Raw genomic sequence first — 23,747 nt, forward strand, 5'->3', positions numbered from 1 at the left:
GACGCGTCAGCGGCTGGCTACGACCCGCCGCGTTTCCGGAACCAGACGCGCTCGCCGACCGGATCTTCGTCGTCGCCGATGTCGAGCCGACTGACGAACAGGTCGCGAATGGCCATGGTGACGACGAGTTCAGTCGGCGCACCGGACTTGTTTTCGACGGTGACGACACAGTGGCCGTCTCGCTCCGCTATCTCGGTGATTGTACCGACGGTCCAGCTGTCGCGGTGGTGTGACGGTTCCTGCGCGTGAATGCGGTCGTGATTCATCGGGACTGCTGTGAGTTATCTCACCGGTTCCACTCGTAGAACCACCACGCGCCGCCGAGCACCATCAGGCCGATACCCAGCGTGGAGGTGGCCGGCTCAGGGATGATGAACAGTACGAGCCCGATGAGTACCATCCCGACCGGTTCGAGTTCGTCGAGATACTGGATGATGTCCATACGCGGTAGTTCACCCGCCTGCCGTATAGAGGTTCGTCCGGCTATCGGGGAGTGAGAACGAACCGGGAACGGCGACTGGATCAGCGGAAGCGGAACGTTTCGAGGTTCTCCGGCGCGAAGGTCCGGATGTTCTGGTCGTGGTACAGCGACGAGGAGAGGTCCTGTGTCGCGGATTCGTCGCCGTGCACGCAGAGGATTTTCTCGGGTCGGGGGTTCATCGTCTTCACGAAGTTTTCCAGCCCCTGTCGGTCGGCGTGGCCGGAGAAACCGTCGACTGTCTCGACGGTCATCTCCAGTGGGACTTTCTCGCTGCGCCCGCTGCCGCCGACGGGTACCTCGTCGATGCCGCGCTGGATTCGGTTGCCGAGCGTTCCCTGCGCCTGATAGTCGACGAAGGTAAGCGTCGAATCCGGGTCGGGGCCGAGCTGTTCGAGCCAGGACATGACCGGCCCGCCGGTGAGCATCCCCGAAGTAGAGAGGATGATAGCGGAATCGCCATCGGCGATCTCCTGTCGTTCCTCGTCCCCGCCGTCGATGTGGTTGAACTGATCGGCCAGGAACGGGTTCTGGTCTTCGTCGAAGATACGGTCCTGCAGACCGTCGCGGAGATACTCGGGGTAGGTCGTGTGAACGGCCGTCGCCTCCCAGATCATCCCGTCGAGGTGGACCGGCATCTCGGGGATGTCGCCGTTCCGCATCGCCTCTTCGAGGACGAGCATGAGTTCCTGTGACCGCCCGACGGCGAAGGTCGGAATGAGCACTTTCCCGTCGCGGTCGTAGGCGTTCTGGATGATCTGTTTGAGCTTTCGCTCTGAGTCTTCCTGATCGGTCTGGTAGTCGTTGCGGCCGCCGTAGGTCGACTCCAGCACGAGCGTTTCCACCCGCGGGAAGTCGTTGACCGCGCCGTCGAACAGGCGCGTGTCGTCGTAGTGGATGTCGCCGGAGAAGGCGACGTTGTACAGGCCGTCGCCGACGTGGAAGTGACACACCGACGAGCCCAGAATGTGGCCGGCGTTGTGCAGCGTCAGTTTGATGTCGGGCGCGATGTCGGTCACGTCGCCGTACTCCAGCGGGATGGTGTGTTTGATGGCTTCGCGGACCATCTCGGAGTCGTACGGCGGGGTCCGACCGTCGTCCGCGGCAGTGTCCAGATAATCCAGCGTCAGCAGGCCCATCAGGTCCCGCGTCGGCTCGGTGCAGTAGATTGGGCCGTCGTAGCCGTACTCGAACAGCAGCGGGACCAGCGCGGAGTGGTCCAGATGCGCGTGGGTCAGGACGACGGCGTCGATGCCGTTGGTCCCGGCCCCGAACGCCTCCGGAATGTCCAGATACGGCTGCTCGCCGTTGGCACCGGGCTTGTTACCGCAGTCGATGAGGATTCGCGTGTCCGGCGTCGAGAGGATAAAGGCGGCGCGGCCGACCTCTCGGCAGCAGCCCAGCGTCGTGATGCGGACGTACTCGTCGTCGGACATCGGCTCGCGGTGGATCTGCCGGCCGACGCGTTCGAGGATGTCCCGGCGGTCCTCGCGCTCCTGTTTGAGGAAGTTCCGGACGTTCTCGACCGTCGAGGACTCGATGGGGGGCGTTCGAACGACTTCGGGCGTCCAGCCGACCTCTTGCGTGATGTCACGCAGGGTCGAGCCGCGCCGGCCAATGACGACGCCGGGCTTCTGGGCCTGGACGACGACTTCGCCGGTGTCGGTGTGGAAATTCAGGTCCATGACGCCGGCCTCCTCGGGGATGAGTTCCCGAATCGCCTCCTCAGCCTCGGCTGGCGGGGCCAGTACGTCCGGGTCCGGGCGGACCGTGATTCGCTTGCGGAGTTTCGACGCGAGCCGGCGAACGAGGTCGCTGTTCGCGGCGAACTCCTTCGGGTCCCGCGTGTATATGACGAGTTCCGGTCCCTCGTACGTGACATCCGAGACGGAGATACGGCGCGGGACTTCCTCGTCGATCGTTGCCTTCACGTCTTCGAGTTGCTTGTCTACAGTGCTCATAGCTCAAAACGGGGTGTCATCCCGGTAGCGGGGCCGTCCACGGCTGGCGCGGGCCGACCTGGTGCCGCGGGATGTACGCTCTCTAATAAAGTCATCAGTTATCGGTGAGTTGCCTCCGGACGTGGAGAGATGTCCGGAAAACCGTCCTCTATTTCTCAGTATTCCCCTCGTGTTATAAAAGCCTTCGCAATACGGAGGGTAGGGGGCCGGACCGTGGTCGACGCGCTGTTGCCCAAAGGAGTAAACGCACACCGTGTGAGACGCCGCCATGCGACTGACACCGGACACAGTCCGCGACGAGTACGAATGGGTACAGGACCGTCGTAGCGACGTCGTCCCGCTGGTGAACGAAACGCGAGCCCATCTCGGGTCCCAGTTCGACGTCGACGTCGAGCCGCTCACAGACGACGCCTACACGGCCGCCATCGACGAGGTGTTCGCCGACGGCGACCGTGCGGTCAACGTCGCCGCGCTGGTTCATCTGCTTCGAGAACTGGACGTCGAGAGCGATTACCCGGGCTTCGTCGTCGACGAACTGCTGGGCCGTGAGCTGGCAGCGATGATTGCCGGCGAGCAACCGCTCCGGCTGCTCGCGGAGGCCACCTTCCACGTCGCAGATGTTCGGACGCACGGAAACGACGGGGAGGCGGCGGGCGCTGATGACCTCGACGCCGCACTCGCGGCCGGGGTCCAGACGCGGGTCCCGGGCTGGCCGTGGCAACAGACAGAGAGTCCGTTCGCCGTGGAGTGAGCCGTGGTCCGCTCTCGCAACCGAACGACTGGTCGAGGCGGTCAGCTACCCGAAAACGAGAACGAGGGCGTCGTCAGGAACGCCGTCTCGTACCCCTCGTGGCGGGACACCTGTGGCGGGGCGACGACGTCGACACCGACAGACGGCTCCTGGGTCGCCGTCTCGACGACTGCGCCGTAATGATACCCGAGTTCGGGGTGGACCCCAGCGGTCAGCGCGTCGTCGAACACCGTTTCGCCGTCGGCCTCAACACTCCCGTCGAGGGACATCATCGGGAGGGGAACGCGGTTGTACGGCGTCCGAGCCGAGACGGCGAGATACGACTCGCCATCGGAGAGGAACGCGGCGTCCTGTACCCACGTCACGGCGTACACGCCGTCGCTCCCTTTGTCCGTCCCGAGGACCGTTCCGGGCAGGGCCGACACTTCTGGGACCTGCGATGTCGGTACCATGTCCATGTTCATCAGGTCGACCGCCCCGCGCTCGCCCTGCGAGTCCGGGAACTCCTCGAAGGAGAGCTGGTCGCGGGTGGACTGTGCGAAGTCGAACTCGACCGTTGCCTCGCCGGCCTCGCCGAACCGACCGTCGAAGCCCCCAGTCGGCGTTCCCCCATCCCGTTGACGCGGACGGAAAGCTGGTAGACACCGTCGCCGTCGAGCGCGTAGTTGTCGCCGTAGTGAAAGCCCATGTTCTGGGAGATCATCGGCCACGGGGACTTGTCGGCGACCGTCTCGCCGTCGCGTTCGATGGTGATCGAGAGGCCGGCAGACACCGGCAGGACCATCTCCGTCTCGGGGTCCCAGATGGTCGCCATCAGGTGGACGCTGTCCTCGCTCCGGATGTCGACCTTCTCGGCCGTCGTCCCGGTGACCGTCCAGAAGCGGTGGGGAAAGGAGTAGCTCAGCCCGACCATGTACTCGCCTGCCTGTGCCATCCCAGCCATCCCCATTCCCTCAGCGTGGGTGGGGCGATACGTGGCGTCGGGGCGGTTCTCGACCAGCGGCGGGGCGCGTGTCGACTGGGAACTCAGCGAACCACACCCCGCCAGGACCGTCGTGCCGGCGAAAGCGGCACTGGCGAGGAACTCTCGGCGATTCATGGACCGCCTTTGGGTCCTCATCTGAAAGACCGTTCTGGTACGATAGCCGAATGTCGTGGCGAGACCGAAACGGCACAAGATATTTGCTATCGGTCGGTGCAATCCCGGCCGTGTCCTCCAGAATCGCCCGCACTGCGGTCCTCGGCTTCGTCGTCCTGACCGCGGGATGTTTCGGCGCGCCGTCGCCGGGGTCACCGGCCTCGTCAGAAACAGCGACGACCGCTCCGCCCCTGACAGGGACTGTCGAGTTCCATGACGGTCCGAAGGACCCGCCCGACCGACCCGCGACACTGAACGAGTCCTCCGCCCGTGAGTTCGTGTCCGAGTACCAGTACCGGACCGTCTACAACGGTCTGTGGCAGGGCGAACACACCGAGATGAGCCTCGATTGCCGCGTCGACAACGTCACCGAGCGGTCGTGGGGGTACGACGTCGTCATCACCTGTACAGGGTCGTCGACGACCGACCCGCCGGCCGGCTCAACGGCGACGGACGGCCCGATATCCGACTACTTCACCCAGTCGTATCGCTACAGCGTCAGCGCCGATGGCCTATCCCGTGAATCAGTCGAGAACCGCGACCCGGTATCCTGACGGCACCAGGCCAGTCAGGCCGGGTCGGCCGGCGGGAGCGCCCGCAGGGCACGCGGCGGGAGCAGGTAGTTCCCGCGCCGAGTGACTGTCATGTACTGGAGAATGCCGTTGTTAACCCGCTGGCCGACAGCCGAGTCGGTAGCGACGTCCGTTCCGTTCATCGCCTGTTTCGTCGCGACGAAGTCGGCGATAGAGCGCTGCAGCGAGAGGAAGTGCAGCCCCGCTTCGCCGCCGTCGGTCGAACTGAAGTCCCGGCGGAGGATGGTCGGTGTTCCGTCGTCCCTGACGCGGGACATCTTCTGTGCGTGACCGACGACGCCCTCCCGTCGGCCGCTGTCGACCACGTCCTCGGGACACTCGCCGGCACCGTTGTCGGTGCCGAGGTTCTCGCCGACGCCTTCGACCCTGTCCTCGTCAGCGTGGGCCGGACAGAACATCTTCGAGACGCGCTGGTCCCGAGAGTCCTGTTCGTACCACTGCTGGAGTTGCAGTCGGATCTTCGAGAGGTGCTGGGTCGCGCCACCGGCGAACGGTCCCGAATCGACCGTTACGCGGTCCTCGGAGGCCTGGTTTTCCTTGAACCCGGACTTGAACCCCATGAACAGCGGGGCCTCTTCGGGGACCGGGTCGGAGTCCGGAACCCCGTCGACGTCCTGGTTCTCGGCGGGCAGACCGGCGCCGACGAACCCCGTCCGTCGCTCTGCCTCGCGCAGGACGCCCTCGAAGGTAGCGCTCATCTCGTGGTCGTTCGCAGTGTCCCGATTCCCCTTCAGTGCTTCTTCGGCCTCGATGACGGCTCGCTCGTCGTCACTGGCGAGGTGCAGGAGCGCGTCGGGCGTGTCGAGTTCCGGGTCTTCGAAGGGGGCAAGCGCCATCGGCTCTGGCAGGTCGACGCCGGCTACGTCGGCTTCAAAGCGGTCGAAGTAGGCCGGGCTGTACCCGAGCGTGAACAGTAGCCCCTCGTTGCTCCACTCGTAGGCCTGTTCGAGGTCGCGGAGCGCCGTATCGACCTGCTCGCGGCCGGCATCCGTCGGCGTTCCGTCGCCGGTGTAATCCAGCAGCAGGAGGACGTGGTGGCGCGACAGTCGGTGGTTCCCGGCGTCGTCGGTCGCCAGCGACGCGTCCCAGGCGTGCTGACGCGCCGGGAGAGACGAGGGGTCGTCGGTTCCCTTGGGTACCGTCCCCGACCCGCGGTCGAGACAGGCGGCCAGCGCCGCGGTGCCGCCGATGGCGACGGCGCTCTTGGCGAACTCGCGTCGGGAAATTCCGCGTTCAGTCATCACCCACCCTATGGACTGCCCGTGCAATTGGGTTGTGGTACGGGACTCGAAATCAGCCACTGTCCGCGGATAGTCGAACTAGCTGCTCTCGAAGAGTCGGTCGAGTAACCGGGTGAAGCGGTCCGACAGGCGGTCGGGGGCCGTGGGGTCCACCGTCGCGAGCAGCTCGACCGTCTGGTCACGCCGACAGAGCGCCAGCGTCACCCGTCCACCGTCCCGACGCTTTTCGACGATATCGTGTTCGACCAGGCCGCTGAGGTGGTGTTCGAGCGTGCTCCGAGCGATGTCGAGGTGGTCGGCCACTTCGCCGGGGCGAGCGGCTTCGCGCTCTACGAGCGTGACAAGAACGTCTCTCGCCGTTTCGCGACGGAGGAAGGCGATGGCGTGGCGCTCCCAGGGGTCGAACGACGCCGTGTAGTAGTGCGTGCGCCCGTTGATCGACTCGCTGGTGATGCGGTCGAGTCGGCCCAGATGGTACTGTACCTGTCCCGTTGCGAGGTCCAGCGCCCGGGTTAGCTCCCGGAAGTGAACTCCCGGATTGGACTCGATGTGCCGGTAAATCCGCGCTCTGGTGTCGCTCATAGCCCCTCCTCGTCGAGGCGTTTCTCGACTGTCCGGGCGTAGTACACTGCACCGAGGACGAGGACGACAAAGAGGGTATCGAGCGCGTGTTCGAGGAAATGGTGGGTCGGTCCTGAGACCAGTGCGAATCCGGACAGCAGCGCGATGAGTGGGCGGGCAAACAGCGCGGCGAGTGCGAGCACAATCAACAGATACGCACGCGTCCCGCGCTGGCGGTACGCGACCAGGGCAAGCCCACACAGGACCGCCCCGGCCACAGCGGAGAGGACGACGACGGCGGCGATGTCCCAGCTCCCGGCACCGAGATGGCCCCCAATACTGAGCGGTTTCATCAGGCGTTTACTTCGGAACCACGGTGCCTCAGTCGTTCGGTTTTGCGCGACTTTTTTATCGGACCGCTGAGACGTGGCGGTATGGACTGCATCGGCTTCATCTGCGAGCCTGAACACCCGGTGTTCGGTGCCGTCGCAGAGCGGCTCTCCGCCCGGGGGTTCGACGTCCAGTTTCTCCGCCCCGGAAACCCGGTGGCCAGAGCCGATATCGACGACCTGGCCGCACTCGTCAACACGACGCTCCGGCCCGAGTCGTTCAGCGCCCTTCGCTACGCCGACAGGGTCGGCGTCGAGACGTGGAACGGGTTCCTGCCGACGACGGCGCTGGCCTGCCGACTCGTCGCCCTCCACGGGCTGGAGCAGGTCGGCTGTCAGGTCCCGACCGTCTGGTTCGAAAAGCCGGATCACGACTACATCGCCCGGACTCGCTACGCCTGGGACGGGATACCGGCGAACAGTGACGAGGGCGATTTCTACCAGGCCCGGGTTCGGGAGGAGCCGGTGGAGTACAAGTACTTCGCCGTCAACGACGGCCGCGAAACCCATCTGCGGGCGATTCAGGTCCGGTCGGAAGTGTCCGGGCTGGACCACGTCATCAGCGAGGAGACTGTCGAGGTGACGCTCGCGGCCCGCGTCCGGGAGTTGCTGGACCGCTTTGGCGCGCGGGCACTCTGTGTCGAGTTCGTCGAGAGCAAGGAAGGGTTCTACGCGCAGGCTGTCGACCCCGCGCCGGGATTCACCGGGACGGGAATGGAACGCCGTGTCGCTGACTCTATCGCCTCGCTGACGACAATCGGTGCCTGAGTGTCGGCGCGGGGTGCGTTTGACAGCGCTGGCTCTGTTACCAAGGCACAAGATTATACAGGTTCACCGACGTGGTAGCGACCGGAGCCTTTCATGAGCACGTTCGTCCATCTCATCGCGGACTACGGCCCGGCCGATCCGGCATTCTCGGAGGTCGTCCACCGTCTCACTGCCGCAGACCCGACGATTACCGTCCAGTCGACCGAGGTGCAGCCGTTCTCGACGGTCGCCACGGGGTTCTGGATCGCACAGCTGGGCGCTCACAATCCCTCGTTCGACGACCTGCTGATTTACTCGAACACCGCGCCACGAACCACGGAATCGACGCCGGAGCGGGCCGACACCGGCGGGCCCCTGTGCTATCTCGAACTGGACAACGGCGTCCCCGTCGTCGCCGTCGACGCCGGCTACAACCTCTCGTTTATCGCCGGCCGCGCGACGACCTTCCGCGAGATCGAACTGCCGGCCGACACCGGCCAGTTCCGCTCGCGGGACGTGTTCCCGCGCCGGGTCGCCGAAATCGCGAACGGGAACCGCTCCTCGCTCGGGGCGGAGCGCTCACTCGACGACGTCCCGGCCCCGCCCGAGTCCGTGGTCTGTCACGTCGACGGGTACGGGAACGTCAAGACCTCGATTCGAACCTCGGAGTTCGAACCCGGTAGTGACACAGTCGCTGTCGAACTTAACGGCGCATCCCGAGAGATCGTCGTCAGGGACGCTGTATCGGACGTTCCGGAGGGGTCCCTCGCTATCGTCCCGGGGTCGGCTGGAGGTGGCGACCCGTATCAGGAGCTGTTCTTGCGCGGCGGCTCCGCGGCATCGGCCTTCGGTACCCGGAGCCCGGAGACAGTCTCTCTATACGGGCGGAATAGAGCTGAGATCGACCTCCGCTACGATGGTCCTCGCGGCGCGAAGCGGGGCATCGAACTGGTCCGGTCGGCGTGCCAGCGGCTCACCACCCTTCGGGGAGTTTATTAGCTCCGTGGGCCACGACACACCTAATGAGTGGCGAGCAGGAACTCGGCATTACCGAGAGCAAGGAGCATTCACCCGGCGAGTGGTACGCCGAGGTCGTCCAGAAGGCCGGCCTCGCGGACTACGCCCCCATGGGCGGGTTCATCGTCACGCGACCACGCGGCTACGCCATCTGGGAGCGTATCCAGAACAACCTCGACGGCTGGTTCAAGGACACCGGCGTCCAGAACGCCTACTTCCCGCTGTTTATTCCCGAGAGCTATCTGGAGAAGGAGAAAGACGTCGTCGAGGGGTTCGACCCCGAGGTCGCGTGGGTGACCCACGGCGGCCACGATGAACTCGAAGAGCGCCTCGCGGTTCGGCCCACCAGCGAGTCCATCATCGCGCCGTTCATGGCCCAGTGGACCCGCTCGCACCGGGACCTCCCTTTGCGGTTGAACCAGTGGTGTTCCGTTGTCCGGTGGGAGGCCACCGAGACGAAGCCGTTCTTCCGCACTAAGGAGTTCCTCTGGCAGGAGGGCCACACTGCCCACGCCGACGAGGACGGCGCGTGGGAGGAGACGATGACTCGTCTAGACCAGTACGCTCGCCTCTACGAGGAGGTCATGGCGATGCCGCCGCTGAAGGGCCGCAAGCCCGAGCACGACAAGTTCCCCGGGGCACACACCACGACGACCATCGAGACGCTGATGCCCGACGGCAAGACCGTTCAGGCCGCCACCTCTCACTATCTGGGGACCTCCTTCGGCGAGGCGTTCGACATCACATACGCCGACGCCGACGAGGAGGAGAACACCGCCCACACGACCTCGTGGGGGCTGTCCTGGCGCGCGATGGGCGCGCTCATCATGACCCACTCCGACGACCAGGGGCTCGTGCTCCCGCCCGCGCTCGCACCCGATCAGGTCGTCGTCGTCCCCATCTGGCAGGAGGACAACAAGGACGAAGTCATCGACTACGCCGCCGACCTCGCTGCCGAACTGGACGAGGCCGGCGTCCGCGTCGAACTCGACGACCGCGAGCACCGCAATCCCGGCTTCAAGTACAACGAGCACGAACTACACGGCGTTCCTCTCCGAATCGAAATCGGTCCCCACGAGGTCGAGGACGGGGAAGCCACGCTGGTCCACCGGCCCGACGGTGAGAACGCGACCGTCGACCGCGAGAGCATCGCTGACACCGTTACCGACCACCTCGACACTGTCCACGCCAAGCTGTACGCCGACGCCGAGGAGACGCTGGAGGGCGAAATCCGCGAGGCTGAGTCCCGTGAGGAGATTCTGGGCACTATCGGCCAGCACGGCGGCTACGTGAAGTGTGGCTGGTGTGGCGACGCGGACTGTGAGGAACCGATCAAAGACGCTATCGCGGCCGAAATCGTGATGGTTCCCCTCGACCGCGACGAGGAGCCGATCCACGACGACTGCGCCATCTGCGGTGAGGACGCCGAGGAGACGGCGTACTTCGCGAAGAGCTACTGAGAAGGCGGGTGCTTACTCCGGTATCCGGTCCAGAAACGCGCCGGCTTCGGCCCGGCCCGTTTCCATGAGGTCCTCGATGAACCGAGGGTCGCGGTCGCGCTTCGAAGCTGCTGTCAGCTTTTCATCGAGTCCCAGTCGCCGTATCTCGATGTGTTTGAAATCGTCCGGGAGATACCCCTTTTCGACCCATTCGTTGACCTTCCGGACGAAGAACAGCTCCTGATTCAGCGAGAGATTCCCCGATAGTTCCTGCCGGCGGTCGGTGATCTCCGCAAGCGATGTCGGTCGGTCGTCGCGGGTCTGTGGCTCGATCTGGATGACCCAGATCTCGTCCGGTTTCGGTCGGTCGCTGGTCAGGAACTCCCGGATCGGTGGGTTCTGTGAGAACAGGCCGTCCCAGTGCCAGTGACCGTTCAGTTCGACGGCTTTGTACAGCAGCGGGAACGCGGCCGAGGCCAGCACCGTCCTCGCTGTGATGGCATCGTCGGTGAACGTCTCGAACACGCCGCTGTTGACGTTGACCGTGCCGACGGTCACATGCGGTGGTACCTCGTCGGCGAGACTGTCGAACTCGTCGAACTCGATGTGGCGGTCGAGCAGCGATAGGAACCAGTCGTGGCCGACCGCTCCTGGCGTCGCGTAGGGCGAGATGTCGGCCGCAGGGACCATGAGATTCTGTAGTCGCTTGCGCCAGACGAGCGACTCGTTCAGCAGGACCGAGGGCGGTGTCGTGGCGGCGACGTCACACCAGACGTCTCCCAGCAGCTTCTCGGCGTCGTCGGGGCCATCACTGAGCAGTCCGTACCAGGCCGTGACCGCACAGAGCGCGCCACCGGAAGTACCACTCAACCCCACGAGATTGTACTCGTTGTCGACAGTTGGTAGGAGTCGTTGCAGCACACCGGCGGTAAACGCACTGTGGCTGCCGCCGCCCTGACAGGCGATGGCGACGCTGGGTCCATGACCAGACATGGTTTAATTCATATACGAGGGGCTTGCATAGATAGTTGCCGGCCCACCGATACTGCCGGCTGTGAGCCGGTGAAGTGTCTTGCCACCTCTGGGTAGCGGGCATCTTCACTAACACAGCCGGCAGTATGAAGGAAGGATGGGGTCGGGGAGCGTGTGACATTTTCCTCCGTGCCCCCGATGACCACTGCTGTCTCTATGTATATAAATCGCCGTCAGACTACAGTCATACAAACGCCAAACGGCGAACAGATACCGTCGTGGGAACCGTGGATGTATCGCCCATTCTGGGTCATCAGCGGTGGGCCGACAGCCCCGACGTGATCGACCAGTCGGGATGCGGCGTCGGGGAGACAGCGAGCGACTGGTTGGGTGGTGCATTCGTCGGCGCGAGCGCAGAATATTAAGACCTTATATATTTCTCTGCATCGCTGCAATCGGTAAATATCCGGAACCAACACGGTTATACCTCGCCCTATGTTATCGGCTGTCATGGACGACGTGTTTGTCGGACGAATTATGTCATCGCCTGTCACCACTGTTGCTGCTGACGCGAACGCGAAAGCGGTCGCCAAGCGGATGCTCGACGAGAACATCAGCTCTGTTGTTGTCGTCGACGCTGACGGAGCGTTGTTGGGGATTCTCACCTCCACGGATTTCGTCGAAATCGCCGCAGAAGGTGGCGATACGACGGCGCTAGACGTGTCTGACTTCATGACGACGGAGCCGGTTACAGTAACGGCAAACGACCCCATCGAGGCGGCCGCAAGCCTGATGCTGGACCACAGTGTCCACCACCTCCCTGTCGTCGATGAGACGGAAGGAGTCGTCGGAATGTTGACGACGACTGACATGACGGCCTACGTTTCGGGTATCGAGCAGTCATCCGCTCCTGTGCTCAGCTGAACAGCGTGTGAACCGCCAGCCTGCGGACGACCGTTTATAAACCATGATACAGCCCCAACAATCGTTATAAATATATACTCCCTAATGTGGGGTTAAACAACACTAATACCATTAGGATTACCCTCTTATAGTGGCATCCCCAGTCGTGAAACACATGGTTGAGCGACAGACAGGTCTCTCTGCAGGCGACGCCGGGCTTGCAGATCCCACGGACGAACGGTCGAACTGTGGCGTCGGGGTCGTCATGGACCTCGACGGCCAGAGCGACCACTGGGTTGTATCGGACGGACTCGAACTCCTCGACAACCTCGAACATCGAGGGACGACAGGAGCCGAGCAAGATACGGGCGACGGAGCGGGCATCATGCTCCAGATCCCCCACGAGTTTTTCGCTGCCGAAGTCGACGCCGACCTGCCGCCTGCCGGCGAATACGCCGTTGGCACGCTCTTTCTCCCGAAAGACGACGAGGTCGCCGGGAGTCTGAAGGACCTCGTCGAGACGGAACTCGCCGCAGAGGGCCTGGACGTCCTCGACTGGCGCGACGTCCCGACTGACAACAGCGACCTCGGCGCGACGGCGCTCGAATCTGAGCCGGACATCGTCCAGTTTTTCGTCACTTCCGCGACGGGCAAGACCGGCGACGCCTTCGAGAATCAACTGTATATCGGCCGCCGGTCGCTCGAAAACACCGTCAAGGAAGCGAAACCACCGGGTCACGAGCGCTTCTATGTTGTCTCGCTCGCGACCGACGTAGTGGTGTACAAAGGCCTGCTCAAGGCCGAACAGCTCGAAGACTACTACCCTGACCTCGAAGACGAGCGGCTGCAGTCCACGTTCGCGATGGTCCACGCCCGCTTCTCGACGAACACGCTGGGCGCGTGGCACCTTGCCCACCCCTACCGCCGTGTCATCCACAACGGCGAGTTCAACACGATTCAGGGGAACATCAACTGGATGCGCGCTCGGGAGACCGACATCCAGAGCGACGAGTTTGAGGGCGACTTAGAGAAGATCAAACCGATCATCGACGATCCCGAGCAGTCAGACACTGCGAGCGTCGACAACGCGCTCGAACTCCTGCTTCAGGGCGGCCGCGACCTCCCCCACGCCCTCCGGATGCTCATCCCCGAAGCCTGGCGCGGCGAGATGAACGACGTGACCGGCGACCGGCGCGACTTCTATGACTACCACGCCTCGCTGGTCGAACCGTGGGACGGCCCGGCGCTCGTCGCAGCCACTGACGGCGACCGCATCGGTGCCGTGCTGGACCGGAACGGTCTGCGTCCGTGTCGCTACGACGTGCTGGCGGACAACACGCTCGTGATGTCCTCCGAAGCCGGCGCGCTGGAACACGACGCCAGCGAGATTCAGGAACGCGGCCGGCTCCAGCCCGGACAGTGTTTCCTCGCCGACCCCGAGGAAGGCCGCGTCATCCCCGACGCGGAAGTGTTTGAGGACATCACTGACGACAAGTACGGCGAGTGGGTCGCCGAGGAACAGGTCAGTCTCGACGAAGTCGCCGACCGCGAAGACAACGAGCCACAGGACCCCGCGGACGCGCTCCGGAGTCACCAGGCCATGTACGGCTACACGTACGACGAGGTCGACCATCTCATCGAGCCGATGGCCGAGAAGGGGAAAGACCCCGTCGGCTCCATGGGCGACGACACGCCGCTGTCGGTGCTTTCGCAGTTTAACCGCCCGCTGTTCACCTACTTCAAGCAGCTGTTCGCGCAGGTGACGAACCCGCCGCTTGACTACATCCGCGAGGAACTCGTCACCTCGCTGGAATCCCGGCTGGGCCATCAGCGTAACATCCTCGACGAGAGCCAGGGCCACGCCCGCCAGCTCGTGCTTGACTCGCCAATCCTCACTGACGAGGAGACGCAGTCTATCAAGGACCTGAACGCCAACGGCATGTCCACGAAGGTCATCGATATTACCTACAAAGAGGGCGACGACCTTCGGCAGGCCGTCGAAGACGTGCGGGCCGAAGCCGACGCCGCTGCCAAAGAGCACGACATCCTCGTGCTCTCGGACCGTTCGGCCAGCGAGGACCGCGTGCCGATTCCGAGCCTGCTGGCCGTCGGTGGCGTCCACCACCACCTCGTCCGCAACGGCCTCCGCAACCACGTCGGGCTCGTCGTCGAGTCCGGCGACCCGCGTGCGGTGCATCACTTCGCGACGCTCATCGGCTACGGCGCTGGCGCGGTCAACCCCTACCTGGCTTACCAGACCATCGAGGATCTGGTCGCTGGACCGGACGGCGCGGACCTCGCCGACGCCATCGACGCCTACATCACCGCCGTCGAGGACGGCCTTCTGAAGACGATGGCCAAGATGGGTATCTCCACCGTGGAGTCCTACCAGGGCGCTCAGATCTTCGAGGCCGTCGGCCTCTCCTCGGACTTCATCGCCGAGTATTTCGAGGGGACGACCTGCCGAACGGAGGGTATCGGCATCGAGGAGATCGAGGACGACCTCACCCAGCGCCACGAAATCGCTTGGAGCGAGGAAGAGCCGGAGATGCCCCGCCAGGGCGAGTACGAGTTCCGCTCGAACGGCATCCACCACCAGTGGAACCCCAACACGGTCGGCAAGATCCAGCAGGCTGTCCGCATGGGTGACTACGACACGTACAAGGAGTTCGCCGAGCTGGTCAACGACCAGAACGAGGAGCTCCAGACGCTCCGTGGCCTGCTTGAGTTCGACTCCGACCGCGAGTCCATCCCCATCGAGGACGTCGAGCCGGTCGAGGACATCGTCGAGCGCTTCGAGACCGCGGCGATGTCGCTCGGGTCGCTATCGCCCGAGATGCACGAGAACAACGCCATCGCAATGAACCGGCTCGGGGCCAACGCCAACACCGGCGAGGGCGGCGAGCCGCCCGAGCGGTTCGACACCGAGAAGGAGTGTACCACGAAGCAGGTCGCCTCCGGCCGCTTCGGCGTCACCTCGGATTACCTCGCGTCGGCCGACGAGCTCCAGATCAAGATGGCGCAAGGTTCGAAGCCCGGCGAAGGCGGCCACCTGCCCGGCAAGAAGGTCAACGAGATGATCGCCCACGTCCGGTACGCGACGCCGGGCGTCGGCCTCATCTCGCCGCCGCCGCTGCACGACATCTACTCCATCGAGGACCTCAAGCAGCTCATCCACGACCTCAAGGCCTCGAACCCCGAGGCCGACATCAACGTCAAGCTGGTCTCCGAGGACGGCATCGGGACCATCGCGGCCGGCGTCGCCAAGGCCAACGCCGACGTGGTCCACATTTCGGGCCACGACGGCGGGACCGGCGCGTCACCGAAGACCTCCATCAAGAACGCCGGTCTCCCCTGGGAACTGGGCGTCTCCGAGGCCAACCAGATGCTCCGGGCGACCGGCCTGCGCTCGCGCATCAAGGTGACCACCGACGGCGGCATGAAGACCGGCCGCGACGTGGCCGTCGCCGCCCTGCTCGGTGCCGAGGGGTACACCTTCGGGACCGCGTCGATGGTCACCTCCGGCTGCGTGATGGCCCGACAGTGCCACGAGAACACCTGTCCGGTCGGCATCGCAACCCAGAACGAGAACCTCCGGGAGCGGTTCCCCGGCGAGCCACAGCACGTCATCAACTACATGACGTTCGTGGCACAGGAACTGCGTGAGATTATGGCTGAACTCGGCTTCGAGACGATAGACGAGATGGTCGGCCGGCCGAGCGTGCTGGCACAGCGCGACGACGTGTCCCAGCCGAAGGCCCAGAAGCTCGATCTCTCGGGAGTCATCGCGGAGCCGGCCGACAACGACGGCCGCTACAAGCAGCGCGAGCAGACCCACGAAGTCGACGAACAGCTCGACTGGGACCTCATCGACGCCGCCGAGGACGCCATCTACGACGGTGATCCGGTCGCTATCGACACCGAGATCAACAACGTCAACCGTGCGGTCGGGGCAACCCTCTCGAACCGCATCTCCCGCGAGCACGCAAGTGACGGCCTCGCGGACGACACTATCCGGGTCGACTTCGACGGCACGGCCGGCCAGTCCTTCGGTGCGTTCCTCGCACAGGGCGTGACGATGGAACTGACCGGGACGGCCAACGACTACGTCGGCAAGGGGCTCTCCGGTGGGAAGCTCATCCTGAACACGCCGGACAACGCTCCCTTCGACCCGGCGGAGAACATCGTCATCGGCAACGTCGCGCTGTACGGCGCGACCCAGGGCGAGGCCTACGTCAACGGCATGGCCGGCGAGCGCTTCGCCGTCCGAAACTCCGGGGTCAAGGGCGTCGTCGAGGGCGTCGGCGACCACGGCTGTGAGTACATGACCGGCGGCGCTATCGTCGTGCTGGGCGAGACGGGCAAGAACTTCGCGGCCGGGATGTCCGGCGGCGTCGCCTACGTCTACGACCCCGACGGCGAGTTCGCAGAGAAGGCAAACACCGGCATGGTGTCGCTGGCTGATACGCTCGAAGGCAAGGACCGCCAGATGATTACCCGACTCGTCGAGAACCACGCCGCCTACACCGACTCCGACCGCGCGGCGGAACTGCTCGATGACTGGGACGCCGAAGTGGAGAACTTCACGAAGGTGATGCCCGACGCCTACGCCGAGGTCATCGCCGACCGCGAGCGCGACGACGTGCGCAACGAGCCGCCGGCCAAGGCCGCGCCGAGTGCCGAAGCCGCCGAGGCTGACTTCGCCGCCTCGACAGACGACTGAAGCGCCACTGTTCGACGTTTTGTCTGTCGTCAAGGGCGCTGTTTTTCCGCCACAATCGAGCCGCGTTCTGTGGTCGTAATGTGACACCGTGACAATCAATCGCTGGTCCTATAGCTGTCGGGCCAAAGTGCTGGACATGGTCCCCGTACAACCACCCGTCGTATCGCATCGGAGCACAGCATGAGTGACATCCCCGGTCCTGACCCCGATTCCGGGTCGGACATCGATATCGATGTCGGCCGTGGCCTCCGCATTGCCGTCAGCGTCGTTGTCGCCCTCGCTGTCGCAACGGCGCTGTTCGGTGGCTATCATCAGGTCCCCGAAGGCCACGTCGGCGTCCAGAAATCGTTCGGCGCGGTAACCGGCGATCAACTCCAGCCGGGCGCACACATCATCGTGCCTGTCAAGGACTCGGTTCAGGACGTGGAAATCCGACCCCGGACCTACACCATGGCCAACACTGAGGGCGAAGGCGACAGACCGTCACAAGCCGATGCGGTGACCGTTCAGACCATCAATGGGACGACGGTCGACATCGACATCACCGTCCGGTACAAGATCGAAGAAACAGACGCGTCGGGATTCGTCACCGAATGGCGGACCGTCGGCCAGGCGGAGGAGCGACTTATTCGACCGTCTGTCCGGTCGCAACTCCGGAATGAGGCCGCAGGTATCCAGACGAGCGAGATATACACCAACGACGGCCGCGAGCGACTCGGCGCGGCGGCACAGCAGAAACTCGAATCCGCGTTCGAGGGCGAAGCGCTCGTCCTCGAAGAAGTACAGGTTCGTACCGTTGACCTCCCGGACTCGTACGATCAGGCGCTCAACGACAAGGAAATCGCAAAGCAACGCGTCGAAGAGAAGAAATTCGAGATTCAACAGGCCGAACGCGACAAGGAACGGCAGGAGATTCAGGCCGAAGCCGACGCCCGAGTTATCGAGATTCGCGGTGAGGCGCTTCGGGAGAACCCAGTTGTGCTGAAACAGCAGTACGTCCAGAGCATCGACGATTCGGATAAGGTCATTCTGGCGACTGACGACGAAGGAACACCCATCATCCTGCAGACTGGCAGGAGTAGCGGCGGAAACACTTCCAGTGCCGATACGGGGTTCTCGACAAACGTGACGAACGCAACGGGCGGGAACTGACCGCAGGCAAGAAGGAGCGCCTCGTTCGTTTTTGTCCCGCTGTGCCGGGTACCTGTCGAGTCATGCAGTTAATTCCTGTCGGATAATAACCGCGTTCGACGGGGTGTGCACGACTCGGACGGTTACCGTGTCGCCCGACTGCAAGTCACAGTCCCCGCCTGCGATTCGGAAGATGATAACGTCACCAGGGCGGAACTCGTCTGTAACCAGTGCCCCGGTATCATCGGCACCGCGCTCCGTGAGCGAGCCAGTGCTCTCGTCGAAGAGATCATCGCCCTCGATGTTGTCACTCTGTGGCCGGTCACCGGATTTCGCCGGCAGATTGACTAACCGCCCGTGCTTTTCAGTTCCGTCACCGCTACAGTCGGCACTGACTGCCACTTCGATATCCGAGACACGGACGACATCTCCAGCAACGTGCGTGATACGGACGATGCCCCCGTCGAACCCATCCTGTGCGGCGAACTCACCGTCTGATTGGCCGATTACGGGCGCTGTATCATCCAACGTCTCCGCGAGGTCAACCGTCGCCATAGACAGCACTGCCGCGAGAACGACAGTTACCGCCACGAGAAGGATAACTGAAATGACCGAAGAGACAGCACGCAACTGACCCGTCACTGGGTCTGCTACTATCCGGTTACATAAAAACACCCGCAACGGGACTGGCGTGAGACGTCGTCTTGAACCGTACATTGCCGGTTCTATCATCGCATTCTGCGGAGAAACCGGTCGTCTTGCCGCCCCGGCAAACAATCGGTATCGACTGTCGGACCTGCGGCAGACTCCGGCGGTGAGCCACACTGTTTTGCTGATCCCGTCCGAGCACAGCGTATGGACAGCGTCCTCGTCATCGGCGGCGGCAGGTTCATCGGCCGACACACGGTCACCGAGTTCCGCGACGCGGGCTACGACGTGACGATGCTCACCCGCGGCCAGCGCTCGAATCCGTTCGCGAACTCCGATGTCACTCACATCAAGGGCGACCGGAACGAGCGGGACACACTCGAAACCGCCCGCAAGCAGATCGATCCCGACGTAGTCGTCGACTGCGTAGCGTATTTCCCGGAAGATGTCCGGGCGGCGACCGACGTGTTTGCCGACGTCGACGCGTACGTGTATATCTCAAGTGGTGCGGCCTACGGCGTCGAACGGACGCCCAAGCGGGAGGGGGAGACGCCGCTTGCGGGCTGTACCGAGGCGCAGGCGACAACCGACAGCGCGGAGACCTACGGGCCACGGAAAGCTGAAGGCGACCGCGAGGTGTTCGCCGCCGCGGAGGACGGCGTGCGGGCGATGAGCGTCCGGCCGACCGTCGTGTACGGCCCCTACGACTACACCGAGCGGTTCGCCTACTGGGTGGACCGCGTGGCCGAGTACGACCGAATTGTGGTACCTAGCGACGGCCTCAGTCTGTGGCAGATGGCCTACGTCGAGGACGTGGCGAGCGCGCTTCGCCTCGTCGCGGAGCGAGGGACGGCCGGCGAAGCCTACAACGTCGGCGACGAGCACGCGCCGACGCTCCGGGAGTGGGTTGACCTGCTCGCCGGAGTACATGACACGTCCGTCGAGACCATCGGCGTCGGCGAGCGTGAGCTCGCGGCGGCTGGACTGGACCCCGACGACTTCCCCATCTACCGCGACTCGCCGCATCTGCTGTCGACGGCGAAGCTCCGCGACCTGGGCTGGTCGTCGACGCCCCACGAGACGGCGCTGGCCGTGACCGTCGCCGAGCATCGGGAGAACGACCGAACCGGCCGGGAGTTCGGCCCGGACCGAGACACGGAAGCGACGCTTATCGACCGCCTGACCGGGTGATCACTACGCCCGGCGGAGCGTCGTGTGCTTGACCTCGTAGTCCTCCAAGAACGCGCCGTATCCGCCGACAGCGATGTGGTCTTGTCCGGTGTCGACGACCAGCGAGTTCTCGAACCCGAAGTCGCTGTTGTGCGGTTCGACGAGGTTCTGTCGGACATCGACCACCTCGCCGGATATCACTTCGAAATCGTCGTCGGAGCCTGTCGGCCGCGCGTACAGGTCGGCGACGACGGACTCGCCGGCCCGGAGCGCGAGCGTGGTCGTGAACACGACGGGGCGGAACATGTCGTACCGGGCCGGAAGCGATGGCGGCCGCGAAAGGAGGACCTCCTCACCTATCGGCCAGTAATTGCCCAGGTAGGAACCGACTAACACCGCCGCGACCGCCTCCTGCGTGAACGTGATCGCGTTCGTCTCGTCGTGGTCCCAGCTGAGCATCGTCGACGGCGAGACGAACCCGCGCTGCTGGTCCGTCGCAAGCAACGAGGGCGCGCCGTCGAGGCCGAGACGGACGGCGTTGGCGACGCCCTCCAGGTCCAGTTCCATCGTAGCCGCGTCGTAACTCGACAGCGTCAGGAGCACGAGGATGCCCCGCTGCCGGGCACGGCGGAGCGTGTCGCGGATCTCCGGGAGCCGACGGGCCGGGACCTGGAGCACGACCTCGCATTCGGCGGCTTCGATGTGCTGTTTCAGGCGCTTGATGATGGTCGGTCTGGATTTGACCACCTCGAAGGAGTTGTCGTCGGCCGAGTTGTCCTCGTACCGGGTCTGCACCGCCGTTTCCAGCGTGTCGAGTTCGCGTCTCAGCGTTCCGAAGGCCTCCGACGGGGGCGTCGCACGGATGACCGTCGGCGTCCGGTGGTCGTCGACGGTGACGAAGCCGTCCGCGGCCAGCGAATCACAGATGTCGTACACGTAGCTCTTGGAGACCCCCGCTGTTTCAGCCACCGTCCGGACTGTCGCCGGTCCCGTTTCGACGACAGCGAGGTAGGTTTCCGCCTCTGTCTCGGAGAGTCCGTACTGTTGGAGTCGGTCCCGGACGGCCGCGTTGGGTTGGCGTGTGGAGTCAGGCATAACTGTCCCGCTCAAACCGTGTTAGCTGGCTTCGTGTCATTGGATCGCTGTTTCAGATAGCATCACTGAGTATATATAATGATTTGTGGGCGTGCGAGCGGGCCGGCGTGCCTCTGGACGTGGCGGTTCTTTGATGTCCGGTGGCCAGCGGAAACACTGCGGAGTCGGTCGCGGGAACCGTCTCAGGAACGCTGCCGAACCTCGTCGAGCAGGTCGACGACGTCTTCCATGGTGGGGTCGCGGCTGGTGTTGTCGCCGTTGCCATTTCCGTTCCAGTTGTTGCCGTTGTTTCCGCTCCCGTTCCCATTGCTCTGACCGGGGTTGCCCCCTGACCCGTTCGGGAGGCCCGGAACAGGGTCCGGTTCGGTGATGCTCGCCGTGTTCTGGACGGTGAGCGTGGTCGTCGGGCCGTCCTGGCCGACAGTGAGTTCGTACTCGCCGGCTTCAACGACCTTCGGGGCGACTCCGAGCACGTCACCGGGGACGATTTCTAACGCCGTCAGGTCGGCGGTCACGTCCACCGTGGCTGACTCGCCGGAATCCAGCGAGACGCGCTCGTAGCCGAGCAGCCGGCGCATCGGCTGGAGCACCGAGCCGTAGGACTGGGTGTTGAACACCTCGACGATGTGTTCGCCGGCCATGTCGCCGGTGTTCGTCACCTCGACGCCGACGGTCACTTCGGACTGGTTGGCCGGGTTGCCGACGGTGGGCTGTGTGACCGAGACGCTCCCGTACTCGAAGTCGGTGTACGAGAGGCCGTGGCCGTACTCGTATATCGCGGTATTGTCCGTCCCACCCGTCGATGTCGGCTCGTAGCGGTTGTACTGCACGGGCGTGGTACCGACGTTCTCGGGCCAGCTGAACGGGAGTTTCCCGGACGGATTGTACTCGCCGACCAGCGTCTCGGCGATGGCGACCCCGCCGTCGCTGCCGGGCTGGCCGGCAAACAGGAAAGCGTCGAGCCGGCTGAACGTCTCCGGGGACCCCCGCGGCGCGCCGGCGAGCATGACGCCGATGATCGGCGTCGAATCGTCGGCGGACGCGACGACGGTATCCAGAAGCGCTTGCTGGGACTCGTCGAGTACCAGTTCGTCACGGTCGCCGAAGCCTTCGTTGTGGGTCCCCTCGCCGATAACGACGACCACGGCGTCGGATTCGGGGGTCGCCGACTCGACCTGTGACCGCTGTTCATCGGTGAAATCGAAATTCCCGTTCTCGTCGCTCTGCTGGTTCTCGCCGTCGCCCTCGCCGGCCCACCAGGTGGTGTTCTCATATGAGGTGGGGACGTGGGTGAGACTGCCGACGCGGGATCGCAGCTCTTCTTCGAGGAGATTCTGGCGGGGATACGGGCCGCCGGCGCTGGCCCCCTGCCAGCCCAGCGTCCAGCCGCCGTGTTGCATCAGCGCGCGGGTGTTGTTGCCGTCGCCGTCGACGCCGGGGCCGGTCAGCAGGACGCTCTCGTCGCCCGACAGCGGGAGCGTGTCCGCGTCGTTTTTCAGGAGGACCAGCGACTCCTTGGCCATCGTTTCGGCGGTCTCCTGTGCGCCGCCGAGCACGTTGCCGATGCGGGACTCGTCGACTGTCGGCTGCTCGAACAGGCCGAGGTCGGCCTTCAGTTCGAGGATGCGGCGGACCGCTTCGTCGATGCGCTCCATCGGAATCGCGCCGTCTTCGACGAGACCGACCACGGTGTCGATGAACTGGACCGGTCCCGGCGCGTCGCCGCCGTTGCCAATCATGTACATATCCACGCCGGCGTTGATGGCCATCTCGGTCGCCGTCTCGAAGTCTGGCGCGTAGTCGTGGTTCGTGAGCATCCGATTCAGGTCGTCCCAGTCCGAGACGACCATCCCCTCGTAGCCGTAGGTGTCGCGGAGCAGCGTCGTCAACAGCCAGTGGGAGGCGTGGGCCGGAACTCCGTTTATCGACCCGCTGTTGACCATCACCGTCCCGGGTTCGGACTCCAGCGCCTCCCGGTACGGCGGGAGGATGTTCGTCCGGAGGTCACGCAGCGACGTCGAGGCCGGTGCGCGGTCGTTGCCGTTGTTCGGGACCGAGTAGGCCGCGAAGTGTTTGACACACGCCGTCAGCCGGTCGTCGTCCTCAAGCGCTCGCGCCCGCGCTCGCGAGACATCTGCTTCGAGTTTCGGGTCCTCGCTGATGCCCTCGAAGAAGCGGCCCCAGCGGGGGTCCCGCTGGAGGTCCGTCGTCGGTGCGAACGTCCAGTGTGCCCCCATCGACGCCGTCGCGTCGCTCGTGTGCCGTTCGGCCTCCGCGATCAGACTCAGGTCGCGCGTCACACCCATGTTCAGCCGCTGGGGGAACACCGTTGCCCCCTCCAACAGGCCGTTTCCGTGTGTCGCGTCGACGCCGTAGAGGAACGGAATGTCGTGGTCGGCGTTGTTGAGGTTGTACTTCTGGAGAGCGTTGATGCCCTCGACCACGCTACTGGCGTCGAAGCTCGGCGGCTCGGCCCCACCCGAGAGGATCGACCCGACGCCGAGTTCGCTGAAGTACTCGCCGACCGTGTCGACCCCGAAGCTGTCGGGGACGTTTGATCCCTCCGGCTCCGCCTCGAAGGAGCTGATCGCGACCTGTGTCATCTGGGCCGCTTTCTGCTCCAGTGTGAGGTCGCCGATGAGCGAATCGACGTCCGGTTGCGCCGCGGCGGTCCCAACACCTGCGCCGGTGGCGGCCGCTGCCGTGGCCACACCGGTCGCTTTCAGAAATGTCCGCCGAGACGCCCGCATACCGTCGTCAGTCGTGTCATGTGCCATGACAGGCGCACCC

Annotated in this window: 18 protein-coding genes and 2 pseudogenes; 9 read left to right on the forward strand and 11 right to left on the reverse strand. The window is 64.4% G+C overall.

All coding sequences use genetic code 11. The features are described from left to right. Window positions 1-17: 17 nt before the first annotated feature. The 3 genes from SG26_RS12335 to SG26_RS12340 form a co-directional block, all read right to left on the reverse strand. Window positions 18-266, reverse strand: a complete 249-nt coding sequence (locus tag SG26_RS12335; protein ID WP_050037716.1) for a hypothetical protein — start codon at window positions 264-266, stop codon at window positions 18-20. Between the two features lie 20 nt (window positions 267-286). Beyond that, window positions 287-442, reverse strand: a complete 156-nt coding sequence (locus tag SG26_RS21645; protein ID WP_008310249.1) for a hypothetical protein — start codon at window positions 440-442, stop codon at window positions 287-289. An 80-nt stretch (window positions 443-522) separates the two neighbouring features. Beyond that, a complete protein-coding gene (locus SG26_RS12340; RefSeq protein WP_050037717.1) occupies window positions 523-2,439 on the reverse strand; it encodes a beta-CASP ribonuclease aCPSF1 in 1,917 nt (638 codons plus the stop codon). Between the two features lie 268 nt (window positions 2,440-2,707). Between SG26_RS12340 and SG26_RS12345 the strand changes: the two genes are divergently transcribed. Beyond that, the gene (locus SG26_RS12345) at window positions 2,708-3,190 is read left to right on the forward strand and encodes a hypothetical protein (protein ID WP_050037718.1); all 483 of its coding nucleotides are present in this window, start codon (window positions 2,708-2,710) and stop codon (window positions 3,188-3,190) included. A gap of 41 nt (window positions 3,191-3,231) precedes the next feature. On the opposite strand, the pseudogene SG26_RS12350 reads toward SG26_RS12345, so the two are convergent. Beyond that, window positions 3,232-4,289: pseudogene (locus SG26_RS12350) on the reverse strand (hypothetical protein). A gap of 110 nt (window positions 4,290-4,399) precedes the next feature. Here SG26_RS12350 and SG26_RS12355 point away from each other — a divergent pair. Further along, the gene (locus SG26_RS12355; RefSeq protein WP_225308119.1) at window positions 4,400-4,882 is read left to right on the forward strand and encodes a hypothetical protein; all 483 of its coding nucleotides are present in this window, start codon (window positions 4,400-4,402) and stop codon (window positions 4,880-4,882) included. Window positions 4,883-4,896: 14 nt separating this feature from the next. Here SG26_RS12355 and SG26_RS12360 read toward each other — a convergent pair whose 3' ends face one another. From SG26_RS12360 to SG26_RS12370, 3 genes are all read right to left on the reverse strand, one after another. Next, window positions 4,897-6,162, reverse strand: a complete 1,266-nt coding sequence (locus SG26_RS12360; protein WP_050037720.1) for a Dyp-type peroxidase — start codon at window positions 6,160-6,162, stop codon at window positions 4,897-4,899. Window positions 6,163-6,240: 78 nt separating this feature from the next. Next, window positions 6,241-6,744, reverse strand: coding sequence for a helix-turn-helix domain-containing protein (locus tag SG26_RS12365; RefSeq protein WP_050037721.1), 504 nt, complete (start codon window positions 6,742-6,744; stop codon window positions 6,241-6,243). Next, window positions 6,741-7,076: a hypothetical protein gene (locus SG26_RS12370; RefSeq protein WP_014039830.1), complete on the reverse strand. Its 336-nt coding sequence runs from the start codon at window positions 7,074-7,076 to the stop codon at window positions 6,741-6,743. The genes SG26_RS12365 and SG26_RS12370 overlap by 4 nt, the downstream gene beginning before the upstream one ends. A gap of 81 nt (window positions 7,077-7,157) precedes the next feature. On the opposite strand from SG26_RS12370, the gene SG26_RS12375 reads away from it, so the two are divergent. From SG26_RS12375 to proS, 3 genes and pseudogenes are all read left to right on the forward strand, one after another. Beyond that, a complete protein-coding gene (locus SG26_RS12375; protein WP_014039831.1) occupies window positions 7,158-7,880 on the forward strand; it encodes a hypothetical protein in 723 nt (240 codons plus the stop codon). A gap of 93 nt (window positions 7,881-7,973) precedes the next feature. Continuing rightward, window positions 7,974-8,752, forward strand: a pseudogene (locus SG26_RS12380) (S-adenosyl-l-methionine hydroxide adenosyltransferase family protein). 129 nt (window positions 8,753-8,881) lie between these two features. Continuing rightward, complete coding sequence (gene proS, locus SG26_RS12385) at window positions 8,882-10,336, forward strand: proline--tRNA ligase (RefSeq protein WP_014039833.1); 1,455 nt, start codon at window positions 8,882-8,884, stop codon at window positions 10,334-10,336. Between the two features lie 12 nt (window positions 10,337-10,348). Here proS and SG26_RS12390 read toward each other — a convergent pair whose 3' ends face one another. Next, window positions 10,349-11,308: a patatin-like phospholipase family protein gene (locus SG26_RS12390; RefSeq protein WP_014039834.1), complete on the reverse strand. Its 960-nt coding sequence runs from the start codon at window positions 11,306-11,308 to the stop codon at window positions 10,349-10,351. A gap of 489 nt (window positions 11,309-11,797) precedes the next feature. Between SG26_RS12390 and SG26_RS12395 the strand changes: the two genes are divergently transcribed. From SG26_RS12395 to SG26_RS12405, 3 genes are all read left to right on the forward strand, one after another. Continuing rightward, window positions 11,798-12,211, forward strand: coding sequence for a CBS domain-containing protein (locus SG26_RS12395; protein ID WP_050006892.1), 414 nt, complete (start codon window positions 11,798-11,800; stop codon window positions 12,209-12,211). Between the two features lie 154 nt (window positions 12,212-12,365). Further along, the gene (gene gltB / locus SG26_RS12400; protein WP_050037722.1) at window positions 12,366-16,913 is read left to right on the forward strand and encodes a glutamate synthase large subunit; all 4,548 of its coding nucleotides are present in this window, start codon (window positions 12,366-12,368) and stop codon (window positions 16,911-16,913) included. Between the two features lie 180 nt (window positions 16,914-17,093). After that, the gene (locus tag SG26_RS12405) at window positions 17,094-18,065 is read left to right on the forward strand and encodes a prohibitin family protein (protein WP_050037723.1); all 972 of its coding nucleotides are present in this window, start codon (window positions 17,094-17,096) and stop codon (window positions 18,063-18,065) included. A gap of 60 nt (window positions 18,066-18,125) precedes the next feature. Here SG26_RS12405 and SG26_RS12410 read toward each other — a convergent pair whose 3' ends face one another. After that, the gene (locus tag SG26_RS12410; RefSeq protein ID WP_023843170.1) at window positions 18,126-18,686 is read right to left on the reverse strand and encodes a type IV pilin; all 561 of its coding nucleotides are present in this window, start codon (window positions 18,684-18,686) and stop codon (window positions 18,126-18,128) included. A 213-nt stretch (window positions 18,687-18,899) separates the two neighbouring features. Here SG26_RS12410 and SG26_RS12415 point away from each other — a divergent pair, with 213 nt between their 5' ends. Further along, a complete protein-coding gene (locus SG26_RS12415; RefSeq protein ID WP_050006891.1) occupies window positions 18,900-19,883 on the forward strand; it encodes an NAD-dependent epimerase/dehydratase family protein in 984 nt (327 codons plus the stop codon). Window positions 19,884-19,886: 3 nt separating this feature from the next. Here SG26_RS12415 and SG26_RS12420 read toward each other — a convergent pair whose 3' ends face one another. Both SG26_RS12420 and SG26_RS12425 read right to left on the reverse strand, forming a co-directional pair. Continuing rightward, window positions 19,887-20,957: a TrmB family transcriptional regulator gene (locus tag SG26_RS12420; RefSeq protein ID WP_050037724.1), complete on the reverse strand. Its 1,071-nt coding sequence runs from the start codon at window positions 20,955-20,957 to the stop codon at window positions 19,887-19,889. A gap of 182 nt (window positions 20,958-21,139) precedes the next feature. Then, a complete protein-coding gene (locus tag SG26_RS12425; protein WP_050037725.1) occupies window positions 21,140-23,734 on the reverse strand; it encodes a glycoside hydrolase family 3 N-terminal domain-containing protein in 2,595 nt (864 codons plus the stop codon). Between the last annotated feature and the right edge of the window lie 13 nt (window positions 23,735-23,747).

It is taken from the genome of Haloarcula sp. CBA1115 (assembly GCF_000827835.1).
GTDB classification, from domain to species: domain Archaea; phylum Halobacteriota; class Halobacteria; order Halobacteriales; family Haloarculaceae; genus Haloarcula; species Haloarcula hispanica.